This is a genomic window from Futiania mangrovi (assembly GCF_024158125.1).
GTDB classification, from domain to species: domain Bacteria; phylum Pseudomonadota; class Alphaproteobacteria; order Futianiales; family Futianiaceae; genus Futiania; species Futiania mangrovi.
The window spans coordinates 410,183-435,511 of sequence record NZ_JAMZFT010000001.1; the positions used below are offsets into that span (position 1 = coordinate 410,183).

31 protein-coding genes and 1 tRNA gene are annotated in these 25,329 nt (G+C 65.3%); all 32 read left to right on the top strand.

What is annotated here, in order from left to right:
* The first annotated feature begins 120 nt into the window (after nt 1-120).
* The 32 genes from NJQ99_RS02000 (at nt 121) to rpsE (ending at nt 25,324) form a co-directional block, all read left to right on the top strand.
* Nucleotides 121-196: transfer RNA gene (locus NJQ99_RS02000), tRNA-Trp, on the top strand.
* Between the two features lie 96 nt (nt 197-292).
* Nucleotides 293-490: a preprotein translocase subunit SecE gene (secE, locus tag NJQ99_RS02005; RefSeq protein ID WP_269331124.1), complete on the top strand. Its 198-nt coding sequence runs from the start codon at nt 293-295 to the stop codon at nt 488-490.
* Between the two features lie 15 nt (nt 491-505).
* Nucleotides 506-1,036: a transcription termination/antitermination protein NusG gene (gene nusG / locus NJQ99_RS02010; RefSeq protein ID WP_269331125.1), complete on the top strand. Its 531-nt coding sequence runs from the start codon at nt 506-508 to the stop codon at nt 1,034-1,036.
* Nucleotides 1,037-1,162: 126 nt separating this feature from the next.
* Nucleotides 1,163-1,591: a 50S ribosomal protein L11 gene (gene rplK / locus NJQ99_RS02015; protein WP_269331126.1), complete on the top strand. Its 429-nt coding sequence runs from the start codon at nt 1,163-1,165 to the stop codon at nt 1,589-1,591.
* 2 nt (nt 1,592-1,593) lie between these two features.
* Complete coding sequence (rplA, locus tag NJQ99_RS02020; RefSeq protein WP_269331127.1) at nt 1,594-2,292, top strand: 50S ribosomal protein L1; 699 nt, start codon at nt 1,594-1,596, stop codon at nt 2,290-2,292.
* Nucleotides 2,293-2,555: 263 nt separating this feature from the next.
* Nucleotides 2,556-3,071, top strand: a complete 516-nt coding sequence (gene rplJ / locus NJQ99_RS02025) for a 50S ribosomal protein L10 (RefSeq protein ID WP_269331128.1) — start codon at nt 2,556-2,558, stop codon at nt 3,069-3,071.
* Between the two features lie 46 nt (nt 3,072-3,117).
* Nucleotides 3,118-3,495 carry a 50S ribosomal protein L7/L12 gene (gene rplL, locus NJQ99_RS02030; protein WP_269331129.1) on the top strand — a complete coding sequence of 126 codons (378 nt, stop codon included), beginning with the start codon at nt 3,118-3,120 and terminating at the stop codon, nt 3,493-3,495.
* A 173-nt stretch (nt 3,496-3,668) separates the two neighbouring features.
* On the top strand, nt 3,669-7,772 hold the full coding sequence (gene rpoB / locus NJQ99_RS02035; RefSeq protein WP_269331130.1) for a DNA-directed RNA polymerase subunit beta: 4,104 nt from the start codon (nt 3,669-3,671) through the stop codon (nt 7,770-7,772).
* Between the two features lie 35 nt (nt 7,773-7,807).
* Complete coding sequence (gene rpoC, locus NJQ99_RS02040; protein ID WP_269331131.1) at nt 7,808-12,013, top strand: DNA-directed RNA polymerase subunit beta'; 4,206 nt, start codon at nt 7,808-7,810, stop codon at nt 12,011-12,013.
* A gap of 332 nt (nt 12,014-12,345) precedes the next feature.
* Complete coding sequence (rpsL, locus tag NJQ99_RS02045) at nt 12,346-12,717, top strand: 30S ribosomal protein S12 (RefSeq protein WP_269331132.1); 372 nt, start codon at nt 12,346-12,348, stop codon at nt 12,715-12,717.
* 12 nt (nt 12,718-12,729) lie between these two features.
* Nucleotides 12,730-13,200 carry a 30S ribosomal protein S7 gene (gene rpsG / locus NJQ99_RS02050; protein WP_269331133.1) on the top strand — a complete coding sequence of 157 codons (471 nt, stop codon included), beginning with the start codon at nt 12,730-12,732 and terminating at the stop codon, nt 13,198-13,200.
* Between the two features lie 57 nt (nt 13,201-13,257).
* Complete coding sequence (fusA, locus tag NJQ99_RS02055; protein ID WP_269331134.1) at nt 13,258-15,354, top strand: elongation factor G; 2,097 nt, start codon at nt 13,258-13,260, stop codon at nt 15,352-15,354.
* Nucleotides 15,355-15,413: 59 nt separating this feature from the next.
* On the top strand, nt 15,414-16,604 hold the full coding sequence (tuf, locus tag NJQ99_RS02060; protein ID WP_269331123.1) for an elongation factor Tu: 1,191 nt from the start codon (nt 15,414-15,416) through the stop codon (nt 16,602-16,604).
* A gap of 64 nt (nt 16,605-16,668) precedes the next feature.
* Nucleotides 16,669-16,977: a 30S ribosomal protein S10 gene (gene rpsJ / locus NJQ99_RS02065; RefSeq protein WP_269331135.1), complete on the top strand. Its 309-nt coding sequence runs from the start codon at nt 16,669-16,671 to the stop codon at nt 16,975-16,977.
* Nucleotides 16,978-16,993: 16 nt separating this feature from the next.
* Nucleotides 16,994-17,734, top strand: a complete 741-nt coding sequence (rplC, locus tag NJQ99_RS02070; protein WP_269331136.1) for a 50S ribosomal protein L3 — start codon at nt 16,994-16,996, stop codon at nt 17,732-17,734.
* Nucleotides 17,731-18,351, top strand: a complete 621-nt coding sequence (gene rplD, locus NJQ99_RS02075; RefSeq protein WP_269331137.1) for a 50S ribosomal protein L4 — start codon at nt 17,731-17,733, stop codon at nt 18,349-18,351. The genes rplC and rplD overlap by 4 nt, the downstream gene beginning before the upstream one ends.
* Nucleotides 18,348-18,641 carry a 50S ribosomal protein L23 gene (locus NJQ99_RS02080; protein ID WP_269331138.1) on the top strand — a complete coding sequence of 98 codons (294 nt, stop codon included), beginning with the start codon at nt 18,348-18,350 and terminating at the stop codon, nt 18,639-18,641. Before rplD ends, NJQ99_RS02080 begins: the two co-directional genes overlap by 4 nt.
* 22 nt (nt 18,642-18,663) lie before the next feature.
* Nucleotides 18,664-19,500: a 50S ribosomal protein L2 gene (rplB, locus tag NJQ99_RS02085; RefSeq protein WP_269331139.1), complete on the top strand. Its 837-nt coding sequence runs from the start codon at nt 18,664-18,666 to the stop codon at nt 19,498-19,500.
* Nucleotides 19,501-19,512: 12 nt separating this feature from the next.
* Entirely contained in the window at nt 19,513-19,791 is a 279-nt protein-coding gene (gene rpsS, locus NJQ99_RS02090; protein ID WP_269331140.1) for a 30S ribosomal protein S19, read from the top strand.
* A gap of 4 nt (nt 19,792-19,795) precedes the next feature.
* The gene (gene rplV / locus NJQ99_RS02095; RefSeq protein WP_269331141.1) at nt 19,796-20,176 is read left to right on the top strand and encodes a 50S ribosomal protein L22; all 381 of its coding nucleotides are present in this window, start codon (nt 19,796-19,798) and stop codon (nt 20,174-20,176) included.
* Nucleotides 20,176-20,868: a 30S ribosomal protein S3 gene (gene rpsC / locus NJQ99_RS02100; RefSeq protein WP_269331142.1), complete on the top strand. Its 693-nt coding sequence runs from the start codon at nt 20,176-20,178 to the stop codon at nt 20,866-20,868. The genes rplV and rpsC overlap by 1 nt, the downstream gene beginning before the upstream one ends.
* A gap of 37 nt (nt 20,869-20,905) precedes the next feature.
* A complete protein-coding gene (gene rplP, locus NJQ99_RS02105) occupies nt 20,906-21,319 on the top strand; it encodes a 50S ribosomal protein L16 (RefSeq protein WP_269331143.1) in 414 nt (137 codons plus the stop codon).
* 16 nt (nt 21,320-21,335) lie between these two features.
* Nucleotides 21,336-21,533, top strand: coding sequence for a 50S ribosomal protein L29 (gene rpmC, locus NJQ99_RS02110; protein WP_269331144.1), 198 nt, complete (start codon nt 21,336-21,338; stop codon nt 21,531-21,533).
* 16 nt (nt 21,534-21,549) lie between these two features.
* A complete protein-coding gene (gene rpsQ / locus NJQ99_RS02115; RefSeq protein WP_269331145.1) occupies nt 21,550-21,798 on the top strand; it encodes a 30S ribosomal protein S17 in 249 nt (82 codons plus the stop codon).
* 40 nt (nt 21,799-21,838) lie between these two features.
* Nucleotides 21,839-22,207, top strand: a complete 369-nt coding sequence (gene rplN, locus NJQ99_RS02120; protein WP_269331146.1) for a 50S ribosomal protein L14 — start codon at nt 21,839-21,841, stop codon at nt 22,205-22,207.
* A 7-nt stretch (nt 22,208-22,214) separates the two neighbouring features.
* Complete coding sequence (rplX, locus tag NJQ99_RS02125) at nt 22,215-22,532, top strand: 50S ribosomal protein L24 (protein ID WP_269331147.1); 318 nt, start codon at nt 22,215-22,217, stop codon at nt 22,530-22,532.
* A complete protein-coding gene (rplE, locus tag NJQ99_RS02130) occupies nt 22,525-23,079 on the top strand; it encodes a 50S ribosomal protein L5 (protein ID WP_269331148.1) in 555 nt (184 codons plus the stop codon). The genes rplX and rplE overlap by 8 nt, the downstream gene beginning before the upstream one ends.
* A 24-nt stretch (nt 23,080-23,103) precedes the next feature.
* Entirely contained in the window at nt 23,104-23,409 is a 306-nt protein-coding gene (gene rpsN / locus NJQ99_RS02135) for a 30S ribosomal protein S14 (RefSeq protein ID WP_269331149.1), read from the top strand.
* 13 nt (nt 23,410-23,422) lie between these two features.
* Complete coding sequence (gene rpsH, locus NJQ99_RS02140; protein WP_269331150.1) at nt 23,423-23,821, top strand: 30S ribosomal protein S8; 399 nt, start codon at nt 23,423-23,425, stop codon at nt 23,819-23,821.
* Nucleotides 23,822-23,854: 33 nt separating this feature from the next.
* Nucleotides 23,855-24,388: a 50S ribosomal protein L6 gene (gene rplF / locus NJQ99_RS02145; RefSeq protein ID WP_269331151.1), complete on the top strand. Its 534-nt coding sequence runs from the start codon at nt 23,855-23,857 to the stop codon at nt 24,386-24,388.
* A gap of 10 nt (nt 24,389-24,398) precedes the next feature.
* A complete protein-coding gene (gene rplR / locus NJQ99_RS02150) occupies nt 24,399-24,755 on the top strand; it encodes a 50S ribosomal protein L18 (RefSeq protein WP_269331152.1) in 357 nt (118 codons plus the stop codon).
* Nucleotides 24,756-24,769: 14 nt separating this feature from the next.
* Entirely contained in the window at nt 24,770-25,324 is a 555-nt protein-coding gene (gene rpsE / locus NJQ99_RS02155) for a 30S ribosomal protein S5 (RefSeq protein ID WP_269331153.1), read from the top strand.
* Nucleotides 25,325-25,329: the final 5 nt, after the last annotated feature.

The following is a 25,329-nucleotide window of genomic DNA, read 5'->3' on the forward strand; positions in this document are numbered from 1 at the left end:
CGCGTCTTCGGCGGGACCGGGCAGGGGGCGGCTGCAGGCCTCCGAAAGGGCACGATTCGGCCTTGCCGTGGCCGCCCCGGTTCGGTAAGAAGCGCCGGCCTGAAGTGAGAATTCGCTTGCAGGGGTGTAGCTCAGTTGGTAGAGCAGCGGTCTCCAAAACCGCAGGTCGGGGGTTCGAGTCCCTCCGCCCCTGCCACCTCCGACCGGAGTGTGGCGGGACCGGACTTTCGAGTGACGGCGCGGCGCCGCGGGAAAGCTGGCGTGTCGCGCCATTGCGCATTGAGGGTAGACGATGGCCAAACCAAGCCCCGGACAGTTTGCCCAGCAGGTCCGGCAGGAAGCGAACAAGGTCACCTGGCCGACGCGGAAGGAGACCGCGATCACCACGGTGATGGTGTTTATCATGGTCGCGGTGATGGCCGTCTTCTTCCTGCTCACGGATCAGGTGGTCAGCTTTGCGGTCCGCACGATTCTTGGTCTTGGCGGCTGAGGCGCAGGGAAGTCGATGACGCATCAGTGGTATATCGTCCACACCTACTCGAACTTCGAGAAAAAGGTGGCGGAATCGATCCGCGAGGAGGCGCACCGCAAGGGCCTCGACGACAAGTTCGAGGAGATCCTCGTGCCGACCGAGGACGTGGTGGAGGTGCGCCGCGGCCAGAAGGTGAAGGCCGAGCGGCGCTTCTTCCCCGGTTACGTCATCGTCAAGATGCAGATGACCGACGACACCTATCACCTGGTGAAGGACACGCCGCGCGTGACCGGCTTCCTGGGCTCCGGCAAGAAGCCCATGCCGATCTCGGAGCGCGAGGTCGCCAACATCATGCACCAGGTCCAGGAAGGCGTGGAGCGGCCGAAGCCGTCCGTGTCCTTCGAGGTGGGCGAGCAGGTGCGCGTGATCGATGGCCCGTTCCAGTCCTTCTCCGGCCTCATCGAGGAGGTCGACGAGGAGCGGTCGCGGGTCAAGGTCGCCGTTTCGATTTTCGGCCGGGCTACCCCGGTCGAGTTGGAGTACGGCCAGGTCGAGAAGACCTGACCGTCGTCCGCGTGGGAGGCGCATCCGTCCTTGTCGCCAGGGGCGGGGGTGGCCGGACCACGCACCCTTCGGGGAACTGAACGGGCCCGGGCGCTTCCGGGCCGGATTTGAAGGGAGTTGTGAGCTATGGCGAAGAAGATCGTCGGCAGCCTGAAGCTGCAGGTGCCTGCCGGCAAGGCCAACCCGTCCCCGCCGATCGGTCCGGCGCTGGGTCAGCGCGGCCTGAACATCATGGAATTCTGCAAGGCGTTCAATGCCCAGACCCAGGGCATGGAGCCGGGCATGCCGATTCCGGTCGTGATCACCGTCTACCAGGACAAGTCCTTCACCTTCGCGATGAAGACGCCGCCGGCGAGCTTCTTCCTGAAGCGGGCAGCCAGCGTCGGCAAGGGCTCCAAGGCCCCGGGCCGCGAAGGCGCCGGCTCGGTGACGATGGCGCAGGTGCGCGAGATCGCCGAAGCCAAGATGAAGGATCTGAACGCAAACGACGTCGAGGCCGCCATGCAGATGGTCATCGGCTCCGCGCGTTCGATGGGCCTCGAGGTGAGGGACTGACCATGGCCAAGATCGGAAAGCGCCTCAATGCACTGAAGTCGGGCGTAGATGCCCGTCAGCTTTACCCGCTGGGTGAGGCGATCAGCCTCGTGAAGGCGAACGCGAACGCGAAATTCGACGAGACGGTCGAGGTCGCCGTGAACCTCGGCGTCGATCCGCGCCACGCCGACCAGATGGTTCGCGGCGTCTGCGCCCTGCCGCATGGCACGGGCAAGACGGTGCGCATCGCGGTCTTCGCGCGCGGCGACAAGGCGGACGAGGCGAAGGCGGCGGGCGCCGACATCGTCGGGGCCGAGGAGCTGGTCGAGCAGATCCAGGGCGGCAAGATCGACTTCGATCTCTGCATCGCGACGCCGGACATGATGGGCCTCGTCGGCCGCCTCGGCAAGGTGCTGGGCCCGCGCGGCCTGATGCCGAACCCGCGTGTCGGTACCGTGACGCCGGACGTCAAGGGCGCCATCGACAGCGCCAAGGCCGGCCAGGTGCAGTTCCGCGTCGAGAAGGCGGGGATCGTGCACGCCGGCGTCGGCAAGGCTTCGTTCGACGCGGACAAGCTGGAAGAGAACATCCGGGCCTTCGTCGACGCGGTCGTGAAGGCGAAGCCCACGGGTGCCAAGGGCACCTATGTGAAGAAGGTTGCGCTGAGCTCCACGATGGGGCCCGGCGTGCGGATCGACGTCTCGAGCGTGGCAAGCGCCTGAGACGCCGGTGGAGGGGCGCGGCCGGTTCGCCGGATGCGCCTCGCCTCCTGTCCGAGACTGCAGGTGTCTCAAGGGTTTGCCCGAGGGACTTAATGTCTGCCTGCAATAGACAGGGTTGCAAGTTTTTGGGGCTGGGAACGGCCCGGACGGCTTGAGCCCTGGGACAGGCTAGCGCGCCGCACATCCGTTTCGGCGGGTTTGCGGCGGTCCCGAAGCGGGCGGACGGGGAATGAGCCCCGCCGTCCTGAAGTGTGGAGCGAGAGGTGGATAGAGCCGAGAAGAAAGCACAGGTCGAGGAGCTCGGTCGGGTGTTTTCCGAGGCCGGCGTGGTAGTGGTTACGCACTACTCCGGGCTCTCCGTCGCCGAAATGACGGACCTGCGCGTGCAGATCCGTGATGCGGGGGCGAACTTCAAGGTCATCAAGAACCGCCTCGCCAAGATCGCTCTCGAAGGCACGGACGTGGCATCGATCGGCGGGCTCCTGACGGGCCCCACGGCGATTGCCTGGTCCGCGGATCCCGTGGCCGCACCGAAGGTCGTCAGTGAGTTCTCCAAGAAGAAGGAGAAGCTCGTGATCATCGGTGGCGCGCTCGGTCAGCAGGCGCTCGATGCGGATGGGGTGAAGGCACTTGCCTCGCTGCCGTCGATCGACGAACTGCGGGCCAAGCTCGTCGGCCTGTTGCAGACGCCCGCAAGCCGGGTTGCCGCGGTGCTTCAGGCGCCGGGCGGCCAGGTGGCGCGCGTGCTCAACGCCTACGCCACGAAGGACGCCGCCTGAGAGGCGGTCTTTGCGTCAGGGTTCAAGCGTCTAAGGAAACTGAGAAATGTCTAAGCTGGAACAACTCGTTGAAGAACTCTCCTCGCTGACCGTCATGGAAGCCGCCGAGCTTTCCAAGATGCTCGAGGAGAAGTGGGGCGTCTCTGCCGCGGCTCCGGTCGCGGTTGCGGCTGCGGCCGCTCCGGGCGCGGCTGCGGAAGCCGCCGAGGAGAAGACCGAGTTCGACGTGATCCTCGCCGATGCCGGCGACAAGAAGATCAACGTCATCAAGGAAGTCCGTGCGATCACGGGCCTCGGCCTCAAGGAAGCCAAGGACCTGGTCGAGGGCGCGCCGAAGCCTGTGAAGGAAGGCGCCTCCAAGGACGAGGCCGAGAAGATCAAGAAGCAGCTCGAAGAAGCCGGCGCGAAGGTCGAGCTGAAGTAAAGAGATCGGTGGGCCGCATCTTGTCACTGGCCCCCGACCCAATGCGGCGGCGGCTCCGGGAGGGTTCTCCCGGGGCCGTCCGCCTGCGTTTTGGAACAGGCATTTGCGTTTTTACATATTCGATTGTTTCCGCCGGCAGATTTTGGGCCGGCAGACGCTGAGCGAGGCAGGACATGACGAAGGTTGAAACCTTTTCCGGCGTGAAGCGGGTTCGCAAGCATTTCGGGCACATCCCCGAGGTCGCGCGCATGCCGAACCTGATCGAGGTCCAGAAAAGCTCGTACGATCAATTCCTGCTCATGGACACCACCCATGAGGAGCGCGGCGACGACGGTCTGAACGGGGTCTTCAAGTCGGTGTTCCCGATCAAGGACTTCTCCGAGACTGCGATCCTGGAGTTCGTGCGCTACGAGTTTGAGGCGCCGAAGTTCGACATGGACGAGTGCATGCAGCGCGGCATGACCTATGCCGCGCCGCTCAAGGTGACGCTTCGCCTCATCGTGTTCGATGTCGACGAGGACACCGGCGCGAAGTCCGTGAAGGACATCAAGGAGCAGGACGTCTACATGGGCGACATGCCGCTCATGACGCAGCACGGCACGTTCATCGTGAACGGGACCGAGCGCGTGATCGTCTCGCAGATGCACCGCTCGCCGGGCGTGTTCTTCGACCACGACAAGGGCAAGACGCACTCCTCGGGCAAGCTGCTGTTCGCCGCGCGCGTGATCCCGTATCGCGGCTCCTGGCTCGACTTCGAATTCGACGCCAAGGACATCCTGCACGTCCGCATCGACCGGCGCCGCAAGCTGCCGGTGACGACGCTGTTCTATGCGCTCGGCATGGACCGCGAGGAGATCCTCAAGAACTTCTACGACGCCGCCGTTTACCGGAAGGTGAAGAACGGCTGGGCGACGCCCTTCCACCCCGACCGGATGCGCGGCGTGAAGCTCGCCCACGACCTTATCAACGCCAAGGACGGCTCGGTCGCGGCGGAAGCGGGCAAGAAGATCACACCGCGCCTGGCCCGCAAGCTGAAGGAAGAGGGACTCGACGATGTCCTCGTAACCGACGAGGAACTGGCGGGCCGCTACGTTGCCGAGGACCTGATCAACCCGGAGACGGGCGAGGTCTATGTCGAGGCCGGCGACGAGCTGGACGTCAACAAGATCGCTGCCCTGGTCGAGGCGGGCTACGACGAGCTGGCGGTGCTCGACATCGACCACGTGTCGAAGGGCGCACACCTGCGCAACACGCTGGCCATCGACAAGAACGACGGGCGCGAGCAGGCGCTGATCGACATCTACCGGGTGATGCGCCCGGGCGAGCCGCCGACGCTCGAGACGGCGGAGGCGCTGTTTCACGGTCTGTTCTTCGATTCCGAGCGCTACGACCTTTCCGCGGTCGGCCGCGTGAAGATGAACATGCGCCTCGAACTCGACGCCGCGGACACGGTCCGCACGCTGCGCAAGGAAGACATCCTGGCCGTCGTGAGGGCGCTGCACGACCTGCGCGACGGGCGCGGCGAGATCGACGATATCGACCACCTCGGCAACCGCCGGGTGCGCTCGGTCGGCGAGCTGATGGAGAACCAGTACCGTATCGGCCTGCTGCGCATGGAGCGCGCGATCAAGGAGCGCATGAGCTCCGTCGAGATCGACACGGTCATGCCGCAGGACCTGATCAACGCCAAGCCGGCGGCGGCCGCGGTGCGGGAATTCTTCGGTTCCTCGCAGCTGTCGCAGTTCATGGACCAGACGAACCCGCTGTCGGAAGTGACGCACAAGCGGCGCCTATCCGCGCTCGGGCCGGGCGGCCTCACGCGGGAGCGGGCGGGCTTCGAGGTGCGGGACGTGCACCCGACGCACTACGGCCGGATCTGCCCGATCGAGACGCCGGAAGGTCCGAACATCGGCCTCATCAACTCGCTCGCGACCTATGCGCGCGTAAACAAGTACGGCTTCATCGAGACGCCGTACCGCAAGGTGAAGGACGGCCAGGTCTCGAATGACGTGGTCTATCTCTCCGCCATGGAGGAAGGCCGCTACACGATCGCCCAGGCGAACGCCGACCTCGACGAGAACGGCCGCTTCGTCCGCGATCTCGTGTCGTGCCGGACCGGCGGCGACTTCACCATGACGACGCCGGACCAGATCGAGTACATGGACGTCTCGCCGAAGCAGCTCGTTTCGGTGGCCGCGGCGCTCATCCCGTTCCTCGAGAACGACGACGCCAACCGCGCGCTCATGGGCTCGAACATGCAACGCCAGGCCGTGCCGCTGGTGCGCGCCGAGGCGCCGCTCGTCGGCACCGGGATGGAGGCTGTCGTGGCCCGCGATTCCGGCGCCGCCATCGCCGCGCGCCGCACGGGCGTGATCGAGCAGGTGGACGCGACCCGGATCGTGGTCCGCGCGACCGAGGAGAAGGATCCGGCAAGGCCAGGCGTCGACATCTACCGTCTGCTGAAGTTCCAGCGCTCCAACCAGAACACCTGCATCAACCAGCGTCCGCTGGTGAAGGTGGGCGACAAGGTGCAGGCGGGCGACATTATCGCCGACGGCCCGTCGACGGACCTGGGCGAGCTTGCGCTCGGCCGCAACATGCTCGTCGCCTTCATGCCGTGGAACGGCTACAACTTCGAGGACTCCATCCTGCTGTCGGAGCGCGTGGTGCGCGACGACGTCCTCACCTCGATCCACATCGAGGAGTTCGAGGTGATGGCCCGCGACACCAAGCTCGGGCCGGAGGAGATCACCCGCGACATCCCGAACGTGGGCGAGGAAGCGCTGCGCAATCTCGACGAGGCCGGCATCACCTATGTCGGTGCCGAGGTCGAGGCGGGCGACATCCTGGTCGGCAAGGTCACGCCGAAGGGCGAAAGCCCGATGACGCCGGAGGAGAAACTGCTCCGCGCGATCTTCGGCGAGAAGGCGTCGGACGTGCGCGACACCTCGTTGCGGCTGCCCCCGGGCGTCTCCGGCACGGTGGTCGAGGTGCGCGTGTTCAACCGCCACGGCGTCGACAAGGACGAGCGCGCCCAGCAGATCGAGCGTGACGAGATCGAGCGGCTGGCAAAGGACCGCGATGACGAGCGCGCCATCCTCGAGCGGTCGATCTACGGTCGCCTGAAGGAGATCCTGCTCGGCAAGGAAGTGGCGAAGGGGCCGAAGGGCGTGAAGTCCAAGGCGCCGGTCACCGAGGAGATGCTGGGCGAGCTTTCGCGCGGGCAATGGTGGCAGATCGCCATCGCCGACGACCAGGTCATGGCCGAGATCGAGGCGCTCAAGGCCCAGTTCGACCAGTCGACCGACCGGCTGAACCGCCGCTTCGAGGACAAGGTCGAGAAGGTGCGGCGCGGCGACGAACTGCCGCCGGGCGTGATGAAGATGATCAAGGTCTTCATCGCCGTGAAGCGCAAGATGCAGCCGGGCGACAAGATGGCTGGCCGCCACGGGAACAAGGGTGTCGTCTCCAAGATCATCCCGGTCGAGGACATGCCCTATCTCGAGGATGGCACGCCCGTCGACATCGTGCTGAACCCGCTGGGCGTGCCCTCGCGCATGAACGTCGGCCAGATCCTCGAGACGCACATGGGCTGGGCGTCGGCCGGTCTCGGCCGGCAGGTCCGCGTGGCGGTCGAGGCGTGGCAGCGCACCGGTGACACCGGGGCCGTGCACGAGGCGCTGCAGAAGGTCTATGGCGAGGACGTCTACAAGGACGCGTTCGATGGCCGCGGCGAGGACGAGGTCATCGAGGCCGCACGCAACGTCCAGACGGGTGTGCCGATCGCGACGCCGGTGTTCGACGGCGCGCGCGAGGAGGACATCGTTAACGCGCTGAGCGAGGCCGGGCTCGATTCCTCGGGCCAGGTGACGCTCTACGACGGGCGCACGGGCGAGGCGTTCAAGCGCAAGGTGACCGTCGGCTACATCTACATGCTGAAGCTGCACCACCTCGTGGACGACAAGATCCACGCGCGCTCCATCGGCCCCTACAGCCTCGTGACCCAGCAGCCGCTGGGCGGCAAGGCGCAGTTCGGCGGTCAGCGCTTCGGCGAGATGGAGGTGTGGGCGCTGCAGGCCTACGGTGCGGCCTACACGCTGCAGGAAATGCTGACCGTGAAGTCGGACGACGTTGCCGGCCGCACGAAGGTCTACGAGTCGATCGTCCGCGGAGAGGACAATTTCGAAGCCGGTATCCCCGAAAGCTTCAACGTTCTCGTCAAGGAAATGCGCTCGCTCGGCCTCAATGTCGAGCTGATCGATTCGGCTGAATACTGATTGGCTGCCCAGAGCGACGCCAGAGAGGAGTCCTCATGAACCAGGACCTGATGAACGTCTTCAATCCTGCGGCGACCCCGCAGACCTTCGACCAGATCAAGATCTCGATCGCGAGTCCCGAGAAGATCCTGAGCTGGTCGTACGGCGAGATCAAGAAGCCGGAGACGATCAACTACCGCACCTTCAAGCCGGAGCGGGACGGCCTGTTCTGCGCCCGGATCTTCGGTCCGGTGAAGGACTACGAGTGCTTGTGCGGCAAGTACAAGCGCATGAAATACCGCGGCATCATCTGCGAGAAGTGCGGCGTCGAGGTCACGCTGTCGAAGGTCCGGCGCGAGCGCATGGGCCACATCGAGCTGGCCTCGCCCGTCGCGCACATCTGGTTCCTGAAGTCGCTGCCGAGCCGGATCGGCCTGCTGATCGACATGCCCCTCAAGGATCTCGAGCGGGTTCTCTATTTCGAGAACTACATCGTGATCGAGCCGGGCCTGACCCCGCTGAAGCCCAAGCAGCTTCTGTCGGAGGAAGATTACATCTCCGCCCAGGATGAATATGGCGAGGACAGCTTCACCGCCGGCATCGGCGCCGAGGCGATCCGCGAGATCCTTGTCAACATGGACCTCGAGCAGGAACGCGACACGCTGCGCGTCGACCTGGCCGAGGCGACGGGCGAGCTGAAGCCGAAGAAGATCATCAAGCGGCTCAAGCTGGTCGAGGCGTTCATCGAATCCGGCAACCGGCCGGAATGGATGATCCTGACCGTCGTGCCGGTCATCCCGCCGGAGCTGCGCCCGCTGGTGCCGCTCGACGGCGGCCGGTTCGCGACGTCGGACCTCAACGATCTCTACCGCCGCGTCATCAACCGCAACAACCGCCTGAAGCGGCTGATGGAACTGCGCGCGCCCGACATCATCATCCGCAACGAGAAGCGGATGCTGCAGGAGGCCGTGGACGCGCTGTTCGACAACGGCCGGCGCGGCCGCGTCATCACCGGCGCCAACAAGCGTCCGCTGAAGTCGCTCGCGGAGATGCTCAAGGGCAAGCAGGGCCGCTTCCGCCAGAACCTGCTCGGCAAGCGCGTCGACTATTCGGGCCGTTCGGTCATCGTGGTCGGCCCGGAGCTGAAGCTGCACCAGTGCGGCCTGCCGAAGAAGATGGCGCTCGAACTGTTCAAGCCCTTCATCTACTCGCGCCTCGACGCCAAGGGCCTCAGCGCGACCGTGAAGCAGGCGAAGAAGCTCGTCGAGAAGGAGCGTCCGGAGGTGTGGGACGTGCTCGAGGAGGTGATCCGCGAGCATCCGGTCCTGCTCAACCGCGCGCCGACGCTGCACCGCCTCGGCATTCAGGCGTTCGAGCCGACGCTGATCGAGGGCAAGGCGATCCAGCTGCACCCGCTCGTCTGCGCGGCGTTCAACGCCGACTTCGACGGTGACCAGATGGCGGTCCACGTGCCGCTGTCGCTCGAGGCTCAGCTCGAAGCCCGCGTGCTGATGATGTCGACGAACAACATTCTCAGCCCGGCGAACGGCAAGCCGATCATCGTGCCGAGCCAGGACATCGTCCTCGGCATCTATTATCTGACGCTCGACCGGCCGAACGAGCCGGGCGAGGGGATGGCGTTCTCCAGCATGGCGGAGATCGAGCAGGCGCTGGAGACGGGTGCGATCACGCTGCACTCGAAGATCCAGACCCGCTACAAGACCGTCGACGACGACGGCAACCCGATCGTCCGCCGGGTCGAGACGACGCCGGGGCGCATGTTCATCGCCGAACTGCTGCCGCGCGACCCGAAGGTCAAGTTCGAGATCGTCAACCGCCTTCTCACCAAGAAGGACATCGGCGCGGTCATCGACACCGTCTATCGGCACACGGGCCAGAAGGAGACGGTCATCTTCTGCGACCGTCTGATGAAGCTGGGCTTCGCGCACGCCTGCCGGGCGGGCATCTCCTTCGGCAAGGACGACATGGTCATCCCCGAGGAGAAGCACGACCTCGTCGAGAAGACGCGCGCGCTGGTGAAGGAGTTCGAGCAGCAGTACCTCGACGGCCTCATCACGCAGGGCGAGAAGTACAACAAGGTGGTCGACGCCTGGGCGAAGTGCACCGACGCGGTTGCGGCGGCCATGATGCAGAAGATCCAGGCGGTGGAGACGGACCCGGAGAGCGGGCGCGTCAAGGACACCAACTCGATCTACATGATGTCGCACTCCGGGGCGCGCGGTTCGCCAGCCCAGATGAAGCAGCTTGCCGGCATGCGCGGCCTGATGGCCAAGCCGTCGGGCGAGATCATCGAGACGCCGATCATCTCGAACTTCAAGGAAGGCCTCTCGGTGCTGGAGTACTTCAACTCCACGCACGGCGCGCGCAAGGGCCTCGCGGACACGGCGCTCAAGACGGCGAACTCGGGCTACCTGACCCGCCGCCTGGTCGACGTGGCGCAGGACTGCATCATCCGCGAGGTCGACTGCGGCACCTCGCGCGGCCTGACGGTGCAGGCGATCATCGAGAGCGGCGAAGTCGTCGAATCCCTCGGTGAGCGTGTGCTCGGCCGGACGGCGGCGGAGGACGTCGTGCACCCCGCGACCGACGAGGTCCTGGTGAAGGCGGGCGACGAGATCGGCGAGACGATGGCGGAGACCATCGACGAGCTGGGCGTCCAGTCCGTCCTCATCCGCTCGGTGCTGACCTGCGACACCAAGAACGGTGTCTGCGCCAAGTGCTATGGCCGCGACCTCGCGCGCGGCACGCCGGTCAACATCGGCGAGGCGGTGGGCGTCATCGCCGCCCAGTCGATCGGCGAGCCGGGCACGCAGCTGACCATGCGCACCTTCCACATCGGCGGCACCGCCCAGGTGGCGGAGCAGTCGTTCGTGGAAACCTCGCAGGAGGGCACGGTCGAGCTGCAGAACAAGTCCATCGTTTCGGACAGCCAGGGCCGCGCGGTCGTGATGAACCGCAACACGCTGCTCGTCGTGCGCGACACGCATGGCAAGGAGCGGGCGAGCTACAAGCTCGCCTACGGTTCCCGCCTCATCGTGGCCGAGGGCGACAAGGTCAAGCGCGGCCAGCGCGTGGCCGAGTGGGATCCCTACACGCTGCCGATCATCACCGAGCTTTCGGGCAAGGTGAAGTTCATCGACCTCGTCGAGAACGTGTCGGTCCGTGAAGTGACGGACGAGGCGACGGGCATCTCCAGCCGCGTCGTGGTCGACTGGCGCTCCAACGCGCGCGGCGGCGACCTGCGTCCAGCCATCGCGCTGGTGGATGACAAGGGGGAGCCGGTCCGGCACGAGAACGGCAATCCGCTGCTCTATCTCCTCTCGGTGGACGCGATCCTCTCGGTCGAGGACGGCCAGCAGGTCCACGCGGGCGACGTCCTTGCGCGGATTCCGCGGGAAAGCGCCAAGACGCGCGACATCACGGGCGGTCTGCCGCGCGTGGCTGAGCTGTTCGAGGCACGCCGTCCCAAGGATCACGCGGTCATCGCCGATGTCGACGGCACCGTGCGGTTCGGTAAGGACTACAAGAACAAGCGCCGCATCATCATCGAGCCGGCGGACGAGAGTCGCGAGCCGATCGAATACCTGGTGCCGAAGGGCAAGCACATCGCCGTGCAGGAGGGGGACTTCATCTCCCGTGGCGACTATCTGCTCGACGGCAATCCGGCGCCGCACGACATCCTGGCCGTGCTCGGGGTGGAGGAGCTAGCCCGCTACCTCACCAACGAGATCCAGGACGTCTACCGGCTGCAGGGCGTGAAGATCAACGACAAGCACATCGAGGTGATCGTTCGCCAGATGCTGCAGAAGGTCGAGATCACCGACGGCGGCGAGACCACGCTGCTGGCGGGAGAGCAGGTCGACGTGCAGGAGCTGGAGGAGGTGAACGCCCGTGCCGAGCGCGAGGGCTACCGTCCGGCCACCGGGACGCCGGTTCTGCTCGGCATCACCAAGGCCAGCCTGCAGACCCGCTCGTTCATCTCAGCGGCCTCGTTCCAGGAGACCACGCGCGTGCTGACCGAGGCGTCGGTGATCGGCAAGGTCGACACGCTCGACGGCCTCAAGGAGAACGTCATCGTCGGCCGTCTGATCCCCGCGGGGACGGGTGCGATGATGAATACGCTCCGCCGCGTTGCAGGGCAGCGCGACCGCGACATCCTCGCGGCGCGCGAGGAGGCGCAGGCGCGCGCCCTCGGCGATGCCGGTGCAGCCGAGGGCGACTCGGAATCGAGCGCGGCCTGACTGGCGGCCGGAAGGCTTGAAGAACAGGGACAGGGGGCGGCCCGCGCTGCCCCCTGTCGCCTTTCAGGCCCCAGGATTTCCGGGGAATTTTCAGCTTCTGAAGATTTCGCAAACAGGGCTTGACGGGGCAGGGGGCCACCCATAGTATCCGCGCACCTTTTACGGCGGGGTACGTGGCTGCCACCAAACGGCCCCGACAGAAAGCTGCAAAAGGTCGGAACATGACGGGGCTTTTGGGCTTCGTCCTCTGAATGGCAAGCGCCGCGGGATCATCCCGACGTGCGCTGATGTTTTTTTGTTGGGCGCAAGCCCTGGAGAGCAGAGCGAGCAGGATGCCGACGATCAATCAGTTGATCCGCAAGCCGAGGAAGGCTCCGGTCGACCGGAACAAGGTTCCGGCGCTGGAGGCGTGCCCTCAGCGCCGCGGCGTGTGCACCCGCGTTTACACGACGACGCCCAAGAAGCCGAACTCGGCGCTGCGCAAGGTGGCCAAGGTCCGCCTGACGAGCGGCTACGAGGTGATCGGCTATATCCCGGGCGAAGGTCACAACCTTCAGGAGCACTCGGTGGTGCTGATCCGCGGTGGCCGCGTGAAGGACCTTCCGGGCGTGCGCTATCACATCGTTCGCGGCGTGCTCGACACGCAAGGCGTCAAGGATCGCAAGCAGCGCCGGTCGAAGTACGGCGCCAAGCGGCCGAAGTAAGGAGGGGCGCGCATGTCACGGCGGCATCGTGCAGAGAAGCGGGAAATCCTTCCCGACGCCAAGTTCGGCGACATCGTGGTTGCGAAGTTCATGAACAACCTGATGCGCGACGGCAAGAAGTCGGCGGCGGAAGGCATCGTCTACGGCGCGTTCGACCGGATCTCCGAGCGGACGAGCAAGAACCCGATCGACGTGTTCCACGAAGCGATGGGCAACGTAAGCCCGGCGATCGAGGTGCGGTCCCGCCGTGTCGGCGGTGCGACCTACCAGGTTCCGGTCGAGGTGCGCACCGAGCGCCGCCAGGCGCTGGCGATCCGCTGGCTGATCACGGCGGCGCGGGCGCGGTCCGAGCCGACCATGGTTGACCGGCTTTCGGGTGAGCTGGTCGACGCTGCCAACAACCGCGGCAACGCGGTGAAGAAGCGCGAAGACACCCACAAGATGGCAGAGGCGAACCGCGCCTTCTCCCACTACCGCTGGTAATCGACGGATATCTGGACGGCCCTACCCGGTACGGGACGAGGCGAAAGGCAGGACACCATGGCTCGCGAGACAGACCTCTCGCTCTATCGCAACATCGGCATCATGGCGCACATCGATGCCGGCAAGACGACGACGACGGAGCGCGTTCTCTTCTATACCGGCCGCAGCCACAAGATCGGCGAGGTGCACGAGGGCGCCGCGACGATGGACTGGATGGAGCAGGAGCAGGAGCGCGGCATCACCATCACGTCCGCCGCGACGACCGCCTTCTGGCCGGGCCGTGATGGCATCCGCTACCGCGTGAACATCATCGACACTCCGGGCCACGTCGACTTCACGATCGAGGTCGAGCGTTCGCTGCGCGTGCTCGACGGTGCGATTTGCGTGCTCGACGGCAACCAGGGTGTGGAGCCGCAGACCGAGACGGTGTGGCGCCAGGCCGACAAGTACAAGGTTCCCCGCATCGCGTTCGTCAACAAGATGGACAAGATCGGCGCCGACTTCTTCAACTGCGTCGAGATGCTGCAGTCGCGCGTCGCGGCCAACCCGGTTGCGCTGCAACTCCCGATCGGCGCGGAGAGCGATTTCCGCGGCGTGATCGACCTCATCGAGATGAAGGCGATCATCTGGGAAGACGAGACGCTGGGCGCGAAGTTCAACACCGTCGACATCCCCGAGGACCTGCTGGCGCAGGCTGAGGAGTGGCGCGGCAAGATGCTCGAGACAATCGTCGATCTCGACGACGACGTGATGGAAGCTTACCTCGAGGGGAACGAGCCGGATCACGCGACGATCCGCCGTCTCATCCGCAAGGGCACAAACACCTTCAAGTTCGTGCCCGTGATGTGCGGTTCTGCGTTCAAGAACAAGGGCGTGCAGCCGCTTCTCGATGCGGTTGTCGACTTTCTGCCCGCGCCGACCGACGTTGCGTCCGTGCGGGGCTTCAAGCCGGACAATGCCGAGGAAGAGGTCGTTCGCAAGACCTCCGACGAGGAGCCGTTTGCCGCGCTTGCGTTCAAGATCATGAATGATCCGTTCGTGGGGTCGCTGACCTTCGTGCGCATCTATTCGGGCGTGCTGCGCTCGGGCGACTCGGTGCTCAACTCGGTGAAGGACAAGCGTGAGCGCATCGGCCGGATGCTGCAGATGCACGCGAACCACCGCGAGGAGCTCAAGGAAGCCTTCGCCGGCGATATCGTCGCGCTTGCCGGTCTCAAGCTGACCACGACGGGCGAAACGCTGTGCGATCCGTTGAAGCCGGTCGTGCTGGAGTCGATGGAGTTCCCCGATCCGGTCATCGAGATCGCGGTGGAGCCGAAGACGAAGGCCGACCAGGAGAAGATGGCCAACGCCCTGCAGCGTCTGGCGCAGGAGGATCCGTCCTTCCGCGTCTCGACCGACCAGGAGTCGGGCCAGACGATCATCAAGGGCATGGGTGAGCTTCACCTCGACATCATCGTCGACCGCATGCGGCGCGAGTTCAAGGTCGAGGCGAACGTTGGCCAGCCGCAGGTCGCCTACCGGGAGACGATCTCGAAGTCGGCCGAGATCGACTACACCCACAAGAAGCAAACCGGCGGTTCGGGCCAGTTTGCCCGCGTGAAGATCGTTCTGGAGCCGAACGAGGTCGGCGCGGGCCGCGAGTTCGTGTCCGAGATCGTCGGCGGTTCGATTCCGCGGGAATACATCCCGGGTGTCGAGAAGGGCGTCGCGTCGGTGTCGGATTCCGGTGTGATCGCCGGGTTCCCGGTTATCGACTACAAGGTTCGCCTGATCGACGGCGCGTTCCATGACGTCGACTCGAGCGTTCTGGCGTTCGAAATCGCCTCGCGCGCGGCCTTCCGCGAAGGTCTGCAGAAGGCGGGGCCGGTGCTGCTCGAGCCCGTGATGAAGGTCGAGGTCCTGACGCCGGAAGACTTCATGGGCGACGTGATCGGCGATCTGAACTCCCGCCGCGGCCTGATCCGCGGCACGGAAGCCCGGGGCAACGCCCAGATCATCCAGGCGTTCGTCCCGCTGGCCAACATGTTCGGCTACGTGAACACGCTGCGGTCCATGACCCAGGGGCGGGCGCAGTACACGATGCAGTTCGACCATTATGAGCAGGTGCCGCAGAACGTCTCCGACGAAGTGCGCGCCAAGTACGCATCCTGAGCGGCGGGTTCGCCCGTCTGACGCTGGACTGACAGAGTAGAAGGCACGGAGAGGCCACCATGGCGAAGAGCAAGTTTGAGCGGACGAAGCCGCACTGCAACATTGGGACGATTGGTCACGTTGACCATGGGAAGACCTCGTTGACGGCAGCGATCACGAAGGTTCTTGCGGAGACGGGTGGGGCGACCTATTCGGCGTACGACCAGATCGACAAGGCACCTGAGGAGAAGGCGCGGGGGATCACGATTTCGACGGCGCACGTGGAGTATGAGACGGAGAACCGTCACTACGCGCACGTCGACTGCCCGGGCCACGCGGACTATGTGAAGAACATGATCACGGGCGCGGCGCAGATGGACGGCGCGATCCTGGTTGTTTCTGCTGCTGACGGCCCGATGCCCCAGACGCGCGAGCACATTCTGCTGGCGCGCCAGGTTGGCGTTCCGGCTCTGGTTGTGTTCCTGAACAAGGTCGACATGGTCGACGACGAGGAGCTTCTGGAGCTTGTGGAGATGGAAGTTCGGGAGCTTCTGAGCTCGTACGACTTCCCCGGGGACGACATTCCGATCGTGAAGGGCTCTGCGCTGTGCGCGCTGGAGGACCGGAGCCCGGAGATCGGCCACGACGCGATCCTGGAGCTGATGCGTGCGGTTGACGCCTACATTCCGCAGCCGGAGCGTCCGAAGGACCAGCCGTTCCTGATGCCGATCGAGGACGTGTTCTCGATTTCGGGCCGCGGCACGGTCGTCACGGGCCGGGTTGAGCGCGGCGTGGTGAAGGTGGGCGAGGAAGTCGAGATCGTGGGCATCCGCCCGACGACGAAGACGACGGTCACGGGCGTTGAGATGTTCCGCAAGCTGCTTGACCAGGGCGAGGCTGGCGACAACATCGGCGCGCTGCTGCGGGGTGTGGACCGCGAGGGTGTGGAGCGCGGCCAGGTGCTGTGCAAGCCGGGCTCTGTGAAGCCGCACACGAAGTTCAAGGCGGAAGCGTACATCCTGACGAAGGAAGAGGGCGGGCGTCACACGCCGTTCTTCACGAACTACCGTCCGCAGTTCTACTTCCGGACGACGGACGTGACGGGCGTGGTTCACCTTCCCGAGGGTGTGGAGATGGTGATGCCGGGCGACAACATCGCGATGGAGGTCGAGCTGATCGCGCCGATCGCGATGGAAGAGAAGCTGCGCTTTGCGATCCGCGAAGGCGGCCGCACGGTCGGCGCCGGCGTCGTCGCCGCGATCATCGAGTAACACGAAGGAACGAGAGCGCCCCCGGCCAAAACAAACCGGCCGGGGCAGCTCACGGGGAAGTGCGATGCAAGGACAGAACATTCGCATTCGGCTCAAGGCCTTCGATCATCGGGTTCTCGATGCATCGACTCTTGAGATCGTAAATACGGCACGCCGGACGGGTGCGCAGGTGCGCGGCCCGATCCCTCTGCCGACGAGGATCGAGAAGTTCACGGTGCTGCGCTCGCCGCACATCGACAAGAAGAGCCGTGAGCAGTTCGAGGTCCGCACGCACAAGCGTCTGCTCGACATCGTCGAGCCCACGCCGCAGACGGTCGATGCGCTTATGAAGCTCGACCTCGCGGCAGGGGTTGACGTCGAGATCAAGCTTTAAGGGGAGCGGCACCGAGATGCGCTCTGGTGTAATCGCACAGAAAGTCGGGATGACCCGTCTCTATTCGGACGACGGTCGTCAGGTTCCGGTCACCGTGCTCAAGCTCGACGGCTGCCAGGTCGTCGGTCAGCGCACGGTGGAGCGGGACGGCTATGCTGCCGTCCAGCTTGGCGCCGGTCTTGCCAAGGTGAAGAATGTCACCAAGGCGATGCGCGGCCACTTCGCCGTCGCCCAGGTTGAGCCGAAGCGCCGTCTCGCGGAGTTCCGCGTGAGCGAGGACAATCTGATCGACGTTGGGGCGGAGATTACTGCCGACCACTTCGTGACGGGTCAGTACGTGGACGTCTCTGGCGTGTCGATCGGCAAGGGCTTCGCCGGTGCCATGAAGCGGCACAACTTCGGCGGCCTGCGCGCCTCGCACGGTGTGTCCATCTCGCACCGCAGCCACGGTTCGACGGGTCAGAACCAGGATCCGGGCCGTGTCTTCAAGGGCAAGAAGATGGCGGGTCACATGGGGGCCGTGAAGGTCACCACCCAGAACCTGGAGGTTGTCCGCACGGACCCTGAGCGTGGCCTGATCATGGTCAAGGGCGCGGTCCCTGGCTCCAAGGGCGGTTGGGTGACGATCCGTGACGCCGTCAAGCGGTCTCTGCCGGAGGGCGTTCCGCTTCCCGGTGCATTCCGCAAGTCCGATGGCGTAGCCATCCCGGCGGCGGACGAGGGCGCGGCTCAGAACGAGAAGGGCGGCGAGGAATGAAGGCCGAGGTAAAGACGCTCAGCGCCGGGAGCGCGGGTTCGATCGAGCTGTCCGACGATGTGTTCGGGCTCGAGCCGCGCGCCGACATCCTGCAGCGCGTGGTGACGTGGCAGCTTGCGAAGCGGCAGGCGGGTACGCACAAGACCAAGACCCGCAGCGAAGTGCGTGGGTCGCGCAAGAAGATCTATCGCCAGAAGGGCACCGGCGGCGCCCGTCACGGTGACCGGTACGCACCGCAGTTCCGCGGCGGCGGCAAGGCGCATGGGCCCCAGGTCCGCAGCCACGCCATCGACCTGCCCAAGAAGGTGCGTCAGCTGGGCCTCAAGCTCGCGCTTTCTGCGAAGGCGAAGGCCGGCCAGCTCATCGTGATCGACTCGCTCGCGGTCGATGCGGCGAAGACGAAGACGGTGCTCGAGGCGCTCGGCAAGCTCGGGATCAACTCTGCTCTCATCATCGACGGTGGGGCGGTGGATACGAACTTCGGCCGTGCGGCGCGCAACATCGTCGGCGTCGACGTGCTGCCGTCGGTGGGCGCCAACGTCTACGACATCCTTCGCCGCGACACGCTTTGCCTGACCAAGGCTGCGGTCGAGCAACTGGAGGCGCGTCTGAAATGACCGACGTGAAGCACTACGACATCCTGCTGGCTCCGGTAATCACGGAGAAGTCGACGCTCGGGTCCGAGCACGGGCAGGTAACCTTCCGCGTCCCGCTGACTGCGACCAAGCCGGAGATCAAGGCCGCCGTCGAGGCGCTGTTCGAGGTCAAGGTCAAGGCGGTCAACACGCTCCGCGTGAAGGGCAAGACCAAGGTGTTCCGCGGCATTCGTGGCCGTCGGAGCGATTACAAGAAGGCGGTCGTGACGCTTGCCGAAGGGCAGATGATCGACGTCACGACGGGTCTCTGAGACGGCCAGTGGGTGAAGCGCGATGGCATTGAAGCAATACAAGCCGACGACGCCGGGCCAGCGTGGCCTCGTTCTCGTCGATCGTTCGGCGCTCTGGAAGGGTGAGCCCCTCAAGCGTCTGACCGAGGGCCTGACCAAGAAGGGCGGGCGCAACAACTACGGCCGGATCACGGCGCGGCGCCGCGGCGGCGGTGCGAAGCGGCTCTATCGCATCGTCGATTTCAAGCGGCGCAAGTTCGATGTGCCCGCGACGGTCGAGCGGATCGAATACGACCCGAACCGGACGGCGTTCATCGCGCTGATCACCTACCAGGACGGCGAGCAGGCCTACATCCTTGCTCCGCAGCGCCTGAAGGAAGGCGATACGGTGGTGGCCGGTGAGCGGGTCGATGTGAAGCCCGGCAACGCGATGCCCTTCACGGGAATGCCGGTCGGCACGATCGTTCACAATGTCGAGCTGAAGCCCGGAAAGGGCGGTCAGATCGCGCGTTCTGCGGGTGCCTACGTGCAGTTCGTCGGCCGCGACCAGGGCTATGCGCTGCTGAGGCTTTCCTCCGGCGAGACCCGGATGGTCCGGCAGGAGTGCATGGCGACGGTGGGTGCGGTGTCGAACCCGGACCACTCGAACCAGAACCTCGGCAAGGCCGGCCGGACCCGTTGGGCGGGCAAGCGCCCGGCGGTTCGCGGCGTGGCCATGAACCCGATCGACCACCCGCACGGTGGTGGTGAGGGCCGCACCTCGGGTGGCCGTCATCCGGTCACGCCTTGGGGCAAGCCGACCAAGGGCAAGAAGACCCGCCGCAACAAGGCGACGGACAAGTACATTTCGCGCAGCCGCCACGCGCGCAAGAAGCGGTAGGGGAAGAGCACCATGGCGCGTTCTGTCTGGAAGGGCCCGTTTGTCGATCCGTATCTTCTGAAGAAGGCGGAGGCGTCAGCGGAGTCCGGACGCAAGGATGTGATCAAGATCTGGTCGCGGCGGTCGACGATCCTGCCGCAGTTCGTTGGCTTGACCTTCGGGGTCTACAACGGCCAGAAGCACATCCCCGTTTCCGTCTCGGAAGAGATGATCGGCCACAAGTTCGGCGAGTTCGCGCCGAGCCGGACCTACTACGGTCACGCGGCCGACAAGAAGGCGAAGAGGAAGTAACGCCATGGGCAAGCAAGCGAGATCGCGCAGCCTCGGCGACAACGAGGCGCTGGCTCTGGGCCGCATGATCCGGGTCAGCCCGCAGAAGCTGAACCTGGTGGCGGGCATGATCCGCGGCAAGAAGGTCGACCAGGCGCTCAACCTGCTCGCCTTCTCGACCAAGAAGGCGGCCGCCGACGTCCGCAAGGTGCTGCAGTCGGCGATTGCCAATGCCGAGAACAACCACGACCTCGACGTCGACGACCTGGTGGTCGCCGAGGCGACGGTCGGCAAGAACCTGGTGATGAAGCGGTTTCATGCCCGGGCGCGTGGCCGCGCCTCGCGCATCGAGAAGCCGTTCAGCCAGATCCGCATCGTCGTGCGTGCCCAGGAGGAGCAAGCCTAATGGGACAGAAGGTTAATCCGATCGGGCTGCGTCTTGGCATCAACCGCACCTGGGACTCGCGCTGGTTCGCCGGCAAGAAGGAGTATGGCTCCCTTCTGCACGAGGACCTCGCCATCAAGTCCTTCCTCAAGAAGCGGCTGAAGCAGGCGGGTGTGTCCAGCATCGTTATCGAGCGTCCGCACAAGAAGTGCCGCGTGACGATCTATTGCGCGCGTCCGGGGGTTGTGATCGGCAAGAAGGGCGCCGATATCGAGCGTCTGCGCCGCGACCTGTCGAAGTTCACAAACTCCGAACTGCACCTCAACATCGTCGAGATCCGCAAGCCGGAGATCGACGCGACGCTGATCGCCGAGTCGATCGCGCAGCAGCTGGAGCGCCGGGTCGCATTCCGCCGCGCGATGAAGCGGGCGATGCAGAACGCGATGCGGCTGGGTGCGCTGGGCATCCGGATTCAGTGTTCGGGCCGTCTCGGGGGTGCCGAGATTGCACGGATGGAGCAGTACCGCGAAGGGCGGGTGCCGCTGCACACGCTGCGCGCGGACATGGACTTCGGGACCGCGACTGCGTTCACGGCTTACGGCACGTGCGGCGTGAAGGTCTGGGTGTTCAAGGGCGAGGTCATGGAGCATGACCCGATGGCCCACGAGCGCCGTGTCACCGAGATGCAGGAGGGGGGGCGCCCGCGTCCGTAATGGATGCGGTGCGGCCAGGCCTTGAGGAACTGACGCGATGTTGCAACCGAAGAAGACCAAATTCCGCAAGCAGCACAAGGGGCGCATCAAGGGCGTTGCGACCCGCGGCACCGACCTGAACTTCGGCTCGTTCGGGCTGAAGTCGGTCGAGCCGGAGCGGGTGACGGCGCGCCAGATCGAGGCTGCTCGCCGTGCCATCACGCGCCACATGAAGCGTGCGGGTCGTGTGTGGATCCGCCTCTTCCCGGACGTGCCGGTGTCGAAGAAGCCGACCGAGGTGCGGATGGGCAAGGGCAAGGGCAGCCCGGAATACTGGGTGTGCCGCGTAAAGCCCGGCCGCATCATGTTCGAGATCGATGGCGTGCCCGAGGCAGTCGCCCGCGAGGCCCTGCGCCTGGGCGGTGAGAAGCTGCCGGTGCGCTGGCGCATCGTGACGCGCCTTGGCGAATGATCCGGAGGGAAGTGTGATGACCGCCGTTTCCGAATTCCGGGACATGACGCCCGACCAGCTCCAGGACGAGCTTGCAAAGCTCAAGAAGGAGCAGTTCAACCTGCGCTTCCAGAAGGCGACGGGTCAGCTTGAGAACGTTGCGCGCGTGCAGGCCGTTCGCCGCGACATCGCGCGGGTGAAGACGGTGCTGCGCCAGAAGGCGGCGCAGGCCTGAGAGAGGGACGAACGACATGCCGAAGCGGATCCTTATGGGGACTGTGGTGAGCGACAAGGGCGACAAGACCGTCGTGGTCAATGTCGAGCGTCGCTTCAGGCACCCTCTCCTGAAGAAGATCATTCGCCGCTCGAAGCGCTTCCATGCGCACGACGAGGGCAATACGAAGAAGGCGGGCGACACCGTGTGGATTCGCGAGTGCCGTCCGGTATCCAAACTGAAGCGGTGGGAAGTGATCGAGCCAGAGGCCGGCAGCAACGCCTGAGACCAACGGTCCGATATCGTCCGACTTTGAGGAGCAGACCATGATTCAGATGCAGACCAACCTGGACGTTGCCGACAACTCCGGCGCGCGCCGGGTCCAGTGCATCAAGGTGCTGGGCGGGTCGAAGCGCAAGTACGCGCACGTCGGCGACATCATCGTCGTCAGCGTGAAGGAGGCCATTCCGCGCGGCCGTGTGAAGAAGGGCGACGTGCGCAAGGCCGTCGTCGTCCGCACGGCCAAGGAAGTGCGCCGTGCCGACGGCAGCGCGATCCGTTTCGATCGCAACGCTGCCGTCATCATCAACAACCAGGGCGAGCCTGTGGGCACGCGCATCTTCGGCCCGGTGCCGCGGGAACTGCGCGCGAAGAACCACATGAAGATCATCTCGCTCGCGCCTGAGGTGCTGTGAGGACGTCATGGCTGCGAAAATCAAGAAGGGCGATACGGTCGTGGTCCTCACGGGCCGCGACAAGGGCCGGAAGGGCGAGGTTCTGCGGGTGATGCCTGCTGAGAACCGCGCCATCGTGTCCGGCATCAACATGGTGCGCCGCCATCAGCGGCAGACGGCTGCTGCCGAGGGCGGCATCGTCTCCAAGGAGGCGTCGATCCATCTGTCGAACCTCGCCATCGCCGACCCGAAGTCGGGCGAGGCGAGCCGGGTGGGGTTCAAGGTTCTGGATGACGGCCGCAAGGTGCGCGTCGCCAAGAAGTCGGGAGAGGTGATCGATGTCTGAGGCGTATGTTCCGCGCCTTCAGCGCGAGTATGCGGAAACCATCCGGCAGTCGATGGTCGACCGCTTCGGCTACACGAACCCGATGCAGGTGCCCAAGCTCGACAAGATCGTGCTGAACATGGGTATCGGCGAGGCGACCCAGGACCGCAAGAAGGTCGATTGGGCCGTGCGCGACATGACGCTCATTGCTGGTCAGAAGCCGGTCGTGACGTCGGCACGCAAGTCCATCGCCGGCTTCAAGCTGCGCGAGGGCATGGCAATCGGCTGCAAGGTGACGCTGCGCCGGGCCCGGATGTACGAGTTCATGGACCGCCTGGTGAACATGGCTCTTCCGCGTGTCCGCGATTTCCGCGGCGCCAACCCGAAGAGCTTCGACGGCCGCGGCAACTTCGCCATGGGCCTGAAGGAGCACATCGTGTTCCCCGAGATCGACTACGACAAGGTCGAGCAGGTGTGGGGCATGGACATCATCATCTGCACCACCGCGAAGACGGACGACGAAGCGCGCGAGCTTCTGCGCGGTTTCCAGATGCCGTTCAACAAGTGACGGCACGGGGAACGGGAGAACGAGATGGCTAAGAAAAGCGCAATCGAGAAGAACAAGCAGCGCGAGAAGCTGGCGAAGAGCTATGCGTCCAAGCGTGCGCGGCTGAAGGCGATCGCGATGGACAAGTCTGCGACGGCCGAGGAGCGGTTCGCGGCGAGCATGAAGCTGGCGGAACTGCCGCGGAACGCATCGCCGACGCGCGTGCGCAACCGCTGCGAGGTGTCGGGCCGTCCGCGTGCCTACTACCGCAAGTTCCGCATGTCGCGGATCGCGCTGCGTGATCTGGGCTCGACCGGCCAGGTGCCCGGTCTGGTGAAGTCCAGCTGGTAAGGAGAAAGCGGAGATGGCGATCACCGATCCGATCGGCGACATGATCACGCGCATCCGCAATGCGCAGGAGCGTGGGCGTCCCACAGTGGCGTCCCCGGCATCCACCCTGCGGGCCCGGGTGCTGGACGTGCTTCAGGAAGAGGGCTTCATCCGCGGTTATGCGCGGGTCGAGCACGACAATGGCAAGGTTGAATTCGAGATCGAGCTCAAGTACTTCGACGGGCAGCCGGTGATCCGCGAGATTTCGCGGGTGTCGACGCCGGGGCGCCGCGTGTACTCGCAGGTCAAGGAAATCCCGCGGGTGCGCAATGGCCTCGGCATCTCGATTCTCTCCACATCGCGTGGCGTGATGTCCGATGCGAAGGCGCGCGAGGCGAATGTTGGCGGCGAGGTTCTGTGCACCGTCTTCTGACGGGGGCCTGGAAGTAGGGACGGAGACGGGCAAATGTCTCGTATTGGAAAGAAGCCCATCGAGCTGCCGAGCGGTGTAACCGCGACGCTCGACGGCCAGTACCTGGAAGTGAAGGGGCCCAAGGGCACCCGCTCGCTGACCCTGGTCGACGAGGTGAAGGGCACGGTTGAGGGCAATGTCGTCACGGTGATGCCGCGCGACGAAACGAAGCGTGCGCGGTCGATGTGGGGCATGAGCCGGACGCTCGTGAACAACCTCGCGGTCGGCGTGTCGGCGGGCTACACGAGGGATCTGGAAATCACCGGCGTCGGCTATCGCGCGGCGGTGCAGGGCCGGAACCTTCAGATCCAGCTCGGGTTCAGCCACGACGTGGTCTACCCGATCCCCGAGGGGATCGAGATCAAGTGCGAGAAGCCGACCTCGATCTCGATCAGCGGTGTGGACAAGGACCGTGTCGGCCAGGTGGCCGCCGAGATCCGCGCCTTCCGTCCGCCGGAGCCCTACAAGGGCAAGGGCGTGAAGTACGCGGGCGAGTACATCTTCCGCAAGGAAGGCAAGAAGAAGTAAGGGCGGAGCCATGGCAAACCGGAATAAAGTGCTTGCACAGCGTCGCACCCGCGTGCGCAACAAGCTCAAGTCGGTCGCGGGTGCGCGTCCCCGGCTCAGCGTCTTTCGCTCGTCGAAGCATATCTATGCGCAGGTGATCGACGACGTGGCCGGACGAACGCTGGCGTCGGCATCGACGATCGAGGCGGAGCTGCGCGGCAAGGCGAAGAACGACAGCGCCGGTGCGGCCGAGGTCGGCCGCCTGGTGGCGGAGCGGGCGAAGGCCGCGGGCGTGACCGAGGTCGTGTTCGACCGCGGTGCGTACATCTATCACGGCCGTGTGAAGTCGCTCGCCGATGCGGCGCGCGAAAACGGTCTTAACTTCTGAAGGCGGGACGAGCGATGGCACGACCGGAAGCAATGGACAGCCGCGAGTCGGAATTCGTCGACAAGCTGGTCCACATCAATCGCGTCGCCAAGACGGTGAAGGGCGGCAAGAACTTCGGTTTCGCGGCGCTGGTCGTCGTCGGCGACCAGAAGGGCCGGGTTGGCTTCGGCCACGGCAAGGCGCGCGAGGTGCCGGAGGCGATCCGCAAGGCGACGGAAGCCGCCAAGCGCGATCTCGTCCGCGTTCCGCTGCGCGAGGGCCGTACCCTGCACCACGATATCGACGGGCATTGGGGCGCGGGCCACGTTGTGCTTCGTGCAGCCCCTCCGGGTACCGGGATCATCGCCGGCGGCCCGATCCGCGCGGTGTTCGAGACGCTGGGCGTCCAGGACGTAGTTGCGAAGTCGCTGGGGTCCTCGAACCCCTACAACATGGTTCGCGCCGTGTTCGATGCGCTGAAGAAGCAGCAGAGCCCGCGTTCGGTTGCTGCACGCCGCGGCCTGAAGGTCGGCGATCTCGTTTCGCGCCGTCAGGACGGCGTGAGCGGCGACGCCGCCGTGAGCGAGTGAGGAGA

Excerpts from the sequence above, each read along its gene's own strand:
- rplV (WP_269331141.1), top strand. The coding sequence starts at position 19,796 with ATGGGCAAGCAAGCGAGATCGCGCAGCCTCGGCGACAACGAGGCGCTG.
- rpsJ (WP_269331135.1), top strand. The coding sequence starts at position 16,669 with ATGCAAGGACAGAACATTCGCATTCGGCTCAAGGCCTTCGATCATCGG.
- rpmC (WP_269331144.1), top strand. The coding sequence starts at position 21,336 with ATGACCGCCGTTTCCGAATTCCGGGACATGACGCCCGACCAGCTCCAG.
- rpsS (WP_269331140.1), top strand. The coding sequence starts at position 19,513 with ATGGCGCGTTCTGTCTGGAAGGGCCCGTTTGTCGATCCGTATCTTCTG.
- rplF (WP_269331151.1), top strand. The coding sequence starts at position 23,855 with ATGTCTCGTATTGGAAAGAAGCCCATCGAGCTGCCGAGCGGTGTAACC.
- rpsE (WP_269331153.1), top strand. The coding sequence starts at position 24,770 with ATGGCACGACCGGAAGCAATGGACAGCCGCGAGTCGGAATTCGTCGAC.
- rplC (WP_269331136.1), top strand. The coding sequence starts at position 16,994 with ATGCGCTCTGGTGTAATCGCACAGAAAGTCGGGATGACCCGTCTCTAT.
- NJQ99_RS02080 (WP_269331138.1), top strand. The coding sequence starts at position 18,348 with ATGACCGACGTGAAGCACTACGACATCCTGCTGGCTCCGGTAATCACG.
- rplL (WP_269331129.1), top strand. The coding sequence starts at position 3,118 with ATGTCTAAGCTGGAACAACTCGTTGAAGAACTCTCCTCGCTGACCGTC.
- rpsG (WP_269331133.1), top strand. The coding sequence starts at position 12,730 with ATGTCACGGCGGCATCGTGCAGAGAAGCGGGAAATCCTTCCCGACGCC.
- rpsC (WP_269331142.1), top strand. The coding sequence starts at position 20,176 with ATGGGACAGAAGGTTAATCCGATCGGGCTGCGTCTTGGCATCAACCGC.
- fusA (WP_269331134.1), top strand. The coding sequence starts at position 13,258 with ATGGCTCGCGAGACAGACCTCTCGCTCTATCGCAACATCGGCATCATG.
- rplK (WP_269331126.1), top strand. The coding sequence starts at position 1,163 with ATGGCGAAGAAGATCGTCGGCAGCCTGAAGCTGCAGGTGCCTGCCGGC.
- rpsQ (WP_269331145.1), top strand. The coding sequence starts at position 21,550 with ATGCCGAAGCGGATCCTTATGGGGACTGTGGTGAGCGACAAGGGCGAC.
- rplA (WP_269331127.1), top strand. The coding sequence starts at position 1,594 with ATGGCCAAGATCGGAAAGCGCCTCAATGCACTGAAGTCGGGCGTAGAT.
- rplE (WP_269331148.1), top strand. The coding sequence starts at position 22,525 with ATGTCTGAGGCGTATGTTCCGCGCCTTCAGCGCGAGTATGCGGAAACC.
- rpsL (WP_269331132.1), top strand. The coding sequence starts at position 12,346 with ATGCCGACGATCAATCAGTTGATCCGCAAGCCGAGGAAGGCTCCGGTC.
- secE (WP_269331124.1), top strand. The coding sequence starts at position 293 with ATGGCCAAACCAAGCCCCGGACAGTTTGCCCAGCAGGTCCGGCAGGAA.
- rpsH (WP_269331150.1), top strand. The coding sequence starts at position 23,423 with ATGGCGATCACCGATCCGATCGGCGACATGATCACGCGCATCCGCAAT.
- nusG (WP_269331125.1), top strand. The coding sequence starts at position 506 with ATGACGCATCAGTGGTATATCGTCCACACCTACTCGAACTTCGAGAAA.
- rplR (WP_269331152.1), top strand. The coding sequence starts at position 24,399 with ATGGCAAACCGGAATAAAGTGCTTGCACAGCGTCGCACCCGCGTGCGC.
- rplD (WP_269331137.1), top strand. The coding sequence starts at position 17,731 with ATGAAGGCCGAGGTAAAGACGCTCAGCGCCGGGAGCGCGGGTTCGATC.
- tuf (WP_269331123.1), top strand. The coding sequence starts at position 15,414 with ATGGCGAAGAGCAAGTTTGAGCGGACGAAGCCGCACTGCAACATTGGG.
- rpoB (WP_269331130.1), top strand. The coding sequence starts at position 3,669 with ATGACGAAGGTTGAAACCTTTTCCGGCGTGAAGCGGGTTCGCAAGCAT.
- rpoC (WP_269331131.1), top strand. The coding sequence starts at position 7,808 with ATGAACCAGGACCTGATGAACGTCTTCAATCCTGCGGCGACCCCGCAG.
- rplX (WP_269331147.1), top strand. The coding sequence starts at position 22,215 with ATGGCTGCGAAAATCAAGAAGGGCGATACGGTCGTGGTCCTCACGGGC.
- rpsN (WP_269331149.1), top strand. The coding sequence starts at position 23,104 with ATGGCTAAGAAAAGCGCAATCGAGAAGAACAAGCAGCGCGAGAAGCTG.
- rplP (WP_269331143.1), top strand. The coding sequence starts at position 20,906 with ATGTTGCAACCGAAGAAGACCAAATTCCGCAAGCAGCACAAGGGGCGC.
- rplB (WP_269331139.1), top strand. The coding sequence starts at position 18,664 with ATGGCATTGAAGCAATACAAGCCGACGACGCCGGGCCAGCGTGGCCTC.
- rplN (WP_269331146.1), top strand. The coding sequence starts at position 21,839 with ATGATTCAGATGCAGACCAACCTGGACGTTGCCGACAACTCCGGCGCG.